The sequence below is a fragment of the Nocardia sp. NPDC004582 genome, from assembly GCF_053602115.1.
Genome location: NZ_JBSGCY010000257.1, coordinates 1 through 4,345 on the forward strand (window position 1 = coordinate 1; position 4,345 = coordinate 4,345).

The window sequence follows — 4,345 nt, forward strand, 5'->3', positions numbered from 1 at the left end:
GCCTCGGCGAGGGCGGCGGCGACCGGTTCGGCGCGGCGGGCTCGATCGAGTTCGGTCTGGCGATCCGCGCGGTGGGCGGCGGTGGCGGCGAAGTCGGCGAGCTGGGCGTGGGCGGCGGCGCGGCGGCGGAACAGATCGTGGCGGCGGCGCTCGGCCTCGGCGGCGGCGCGGACGCGCGACGAATCCTGTTGGCGCTGTCGGAGGTCCGCAGCGGTGGCGGTGAGCGTGGCGCGCGCGGCGGTGAGCAGGGACTGCGACCAGCCGACCGATTCGAGAATGCTCACGGTGTCGGTGGTGGGCAGCCCGGCGGCGGTGCCGACGCGGGCGATCAGGGCGTCGATACCGTGCTTGCGGGTGTCGAGGTCGGCGGTGCTCGCGCGACGCTTGTCGATCAGCCACTGTTCGGCGGTGCCGAAACGTTCGGTGTCGAAGAGCTTTTCGAGCAGCTTCTCGCGTTCCTCGTTGTCGGCGCGCAGGAAGCGGGCGAAATCGCCCTGGGGCAGCAGGACCACCTGGAAGAACTGGTCGGCGCTCATGCCCAGCAGACGCAGCACCTCATCGCCGATATCGGGGATGCGGGAGAGGTTCTGGCCGCGGCCGTCCAGCCACTCCAGGGTGGCGACCGAGTTCTCCTTCACCCACCCGGATTTGGCGCGCTTGCTGGGCCGCTGGAACTCCGGGGAGCGGATCAGCCGCAGCGTCCGGCCTCCGACCGTGGCCTCGAGCAGGACGCGCGGCGGGGTCTGCTCGTCGGCGTGATCGGAGTGCAGGCGCTTGCCCTCCTCACGCGCGCCGGGCACCTTCCCGTACAACGCGAAGGCGATGGCGTCGAGCACCGTGGTCTTGCCGGCCCCGGTCTGCCCGTGCAGCAGGAACAGCCCGTCGGCGCCCAGTTCGTCGAAATCCACCACGGCCGTCTCGGCGAACGGCCCGAACGCCGTCAACTCCAGCCGATGCAGCCGCATGCCGTGACCCCTTCCCGCGACGCCTCAACCCATTCGACAGCCGATCGCACGCGCGCACCCGCGCGACACGCCGAAATGCCCCGCGCCCCAACGCTCATGCGGTCATCCCGTCCGCGGCCTCGCCGGACTCACCCGTCCCGAGACCGAACTCCTCCGCATCGAACAACCCGAGCATCGCATCGGCCTCCGCCGCGTCCGCCCCGCGCACCGACCCGTCGAACCCCGCCGCACTGACCACCCGCTCCGCCTCGGCCGCCCCCCGCCCCGCGGCAACGGTAGGCAGCGTCGTGCGTTCTTCGCGCGCGGAAATGCGGCCGGGGCCGTCCTTTTCGTGAGTGGCGGCCGCGAGGGCGCGTTCGAGCCAGGTCATCTCGCCGGCGGTCGGGACGCCCCGGACGTCGGAGAGGAAGCTCTGGGCGATCTCGGTGTCGCGGCGGCCGTGGACGCGTTCGCGGTAGCGGAGTTCCGGGTTGCCGTCCGGGCGTTGCCATTCCACGTGGACCGCGTGCGGGAAACGGTCGCGCAGCCGGCGCAGGGCGTCCACGGGGCGCGCGGTGTCGGTGAGGGTGGCCGACACATAGTGGGATTCGGCCGCGGCGTGCTCCGGCGACTCCAGCAGGGATTCCAGCGGTCCGGTGAGCTGGGACAGGCCGCGCACCACCGGGAGATCGCACCGTCGCACCGCGGCGAGCCCGGTGGCGTCGAGATCCACGATCCACACCGCCTTGCGATGCGAGCGCTCGCCGAACGAATACGGCAGCGGCGATCCCGAATACCGGACCGACTCCGACAGCGTCTGGGGCGAGTGCAGGTGCCCCAGGGCCGTGTAGTCGATCCCGTCGAACGCCGACAGCGACACCGTCTCCACCCCGCCCACGGAAATGGATCGCTCCGATCCCGTCGCCTCACCGCCCACCACGAACGCGTGCGCCAGCACCACCGAGCGCGCGCCGGTCCGCACCGCCAGATCCGCGCGCACCCGCCCCATGGCCGCGTCCAGAATCTCGGCGTGTGAACGCGCCTGCGGTACACCCAATTCCACCCGGGTGATCTCCGGCTCCAAGTACGGAATGCCGTAAAAGGCAATTTCACCGAACTCGTCGGACAGCACGATCGGCCGCGCCACATCCGCGATCCGGCAGCGCAAATGCAATCCGCCCGCCGCGGCGAAACTCCCGAGCGCACCCAGCCGAGTCGGCGAGTCATGATTTCCGGAGGTCGCGATAATCGTCGCCCCCGCCGCCCGAATTGCCTCGAATCCCCGATTGCACACCGCGATCGCGTCAGCGCTGGGAATGGAACGGTCGTACACGTCCCCCGGCAGCACGACCACGTCCACCCCCTCGGCTCGCACCAATTCCGCGATGGCCAGCAGCGAGCACTCCTGATCGAGCAGCAGATCGACGCCGTGAAAGGTGCGCCCGATATGCCAGTCGGAGGTGTGCAGGATCCGCATGCCGGAGAACGCTAGGCGATCGCCCCGACAAATTCACCCGCCCTCGGCGCGTCCCGGCAACGTCGCACCCGAGGACACGGCCGCGGTGCCGGATTCAGGGGATTGTCGGTGCGGTACGGCACTATCACAGGCCATGACCGCACCGATGCTGTTCGCGCTGCTGTTGGTGTTCGTTTCGGGGCTGGCCCTGGGCTGGCTGGGGCATGCCGCGCGGGCGGGGCGGCGGGGCGCGATGGCCGAGGCGAGACTGGCGGCCATGCGGGACAACGAGCGGTTGTTGCGGCAATCACTCGGGGCGGCCAGCGAGGACGCGGCGCGGCGGCAGTCGCATGCGATCGGCGCGCTGGTGGAGCCGCTGCGCGACGCGGTCGGAAGCCTGGACCGGCATATCCGGGAGGTCGAGCACAACCGCATCAACGCGTATTCGGGCCTGCGCGAACAGGTCGCGGGCATGCAGCGGATGTCGCACCAGTTGTCCACGCAGACCGGCCAATTGGTGGCCGCCCTGCGCGCGCCCCAGGTGCGCGGCCGCTGGGGCGAGATCCAGCTGGAACGGGTGGTCGAGCTGGCCGGAATGGCTCGGCACTGTGACTTCGACACCCAGGTGACCCGCCGCGGCGACACGGTGGTGCGGCCGGACCTGGTGGTGCGCCTGTCCGGCGGCCGCCAGATCGTGGTGGACGCCAAGGTGCCGTGCACCGCCTTCCTGGACGCCGCGAGCACCGAGGATCCGCGCGAGCGCGACGGCCACCTGGCCCGGCACGCTCGGCACCTGCGCAATCACGTGGATCAGCTGGCCGCCAAGGAGTACTGGGCGGCCTTCGAACCGTCCCCCGATTTCGTGGTGCTGTTCGTGCCCGGCGATCCCTTCCTGGACGCGGCGCTCACCGCCGATTCCGGATTGCTCGAGTACGCCTTCGGTCGCAATGTGGTCCTGGCGACGCCCACCACACTCATGGCCCTGCTGCGCACGGTGGCGCTGGGCTGGCGACAGGAGGCGATGTCGGCGGATATGGCCCTGATCCAGCAGCTGGGCCGCGAGCTCTACACCCGCCTCGGCACCACCGGCCGCCACCTGGACCGGCTGGGATCCCAGCTGGGCAGGGCGGTCGACGCCTACAACCACACGGTCGCGTCGATGGAGTCGCGAGTACTGGTGACGGCCCGCAAGATGCACGATCTCGGTGTCGCCGACGCCGCCCCGCCGGAGGTCCGCGGGATCGACAGCTGGCCTCGCGCGGTCGGCTTCGCCGGAGACGAATATCGGTTCCGCGGCGACGAGGCCGAAGAGGCCTGAGCAACCGCTCGGTCCCAGCGGGCACGCGCCACAGCTAACTTCTGGTTCCCGCGAATCGGAATACCTGCCTGATGTCGCCTGCCTCGCCAAACACCGACATGCCTTAGTGTGCTTGACGTGGCAGTTACCCAACGCGAGCGAACCGAGGTGCCCCCGGCGCACCGTTCGATCCTGCCGTCGGTTCCCGGCGTCTCGGCCCCGATCGCGGTCCTGATCGCCGTGACGTGCACGTTCGTCGGGTTCCTGATCGATTCGATGGGCGGCGACGAGCTCACCGGCACGTTCGCGAGCCTGTACGTGATCGGCTGTCTGGCGGCCGTGGCCGCGGTCCGCTTCCGGGGGCTGTTCACCGCGCTGGTGCTGCCGCCGCTGCTGCTGTTCATCGCGGTGCCGGTGTCGTATCAACTCCTCCTGGGCTCGGCCCGCAGCTTCAAGCTGCGCGAGATCCTGCTGAATCTGGCCATCCCACTGGTGAACCGGTTCCCCACGATGGCGCTGGCCACCACGCTGGTGCTGATCGTCGGCGCGGTCCGCATCGCCATCCACCGCAAGGAGGGCAAGGCCGGCGTCGACGGCGAGGCCCGCACGCTCCGGGGGCGCGCCACCCGCCCCGGCGGCGCCCGCGCC

4 protein-coding genes are annotated in these 4,345 nt (G+C 70.7%); 2 read left to right on the top strand and 2 right to left on the bottom strand.

Features of this window, described 5'->3' with window-relative positions; translation table 11 throughout:
• The coding region (locus tag ACWELJ_RS33530) for an AAA family ATPase (protein WP_452370084.1) at positions 1–965 on the bottom strand (965 nt) is incomplete at its 3' end.
• Between the two features lie 94 nt (positions 966–1,059).
• A complete protein-coding gene (locus ACWELJ_RS33535; RefSeq protein WP_452370085.1) occupies positions 1,060–2,421 on the bottom strand; it encodes an exonuclease SbcCD subunit D in 1,362 nt (453 codons plus the stop codon).
• Positions 2,422–2,554: 133 nt separating this feature from the next.
• On the opposite strand from ACWELJ_RS33535, the gene ACWELJ_RS33540 reads away from it, so the two are divergent.
• Together ACWELJ_RS33540 and ACWELJ_RS33545 are read left to right on the top strand one after the other, a co-directional pair.
• Complete coding sequence (locus ACWELJ_RS33540; RefSeq protein WP_452370086.1) at positions 2,555–3,718, top strand: DNA recombination protein RmuC; 1,164 nt, start codon at positions 2,555–2,557, stop codon at positions 3,716–3,718.
• A gap of 117 nt (positions 3,719–3,835) precedes the next feature.
• The coding region (locus ACWELJ_RS33545) for a DUF6542 domain-containing protein (RefSeq protein ID WP_452370087.1) at positions 3,836–4,345 on the top strand (510 nt) is incomplete at its 3' end.

Coding starts and splice junctions, on each gene's coding strand:
- ACWELJ_RS33535 (WP_452370085.1), bottom strand. CDS start 2,421: ATGCGGATCCTGCACACCTCCGACTGGCATATCGGGCGCACCTTTCAC.
- ACWELJ_RS33540 (WP_452370086.1), top strand. CDS start 2,555: ATGACCGCACCGATGCTGTTCGCGCTGCTGTTGGTGTTCGTTTCGGGG.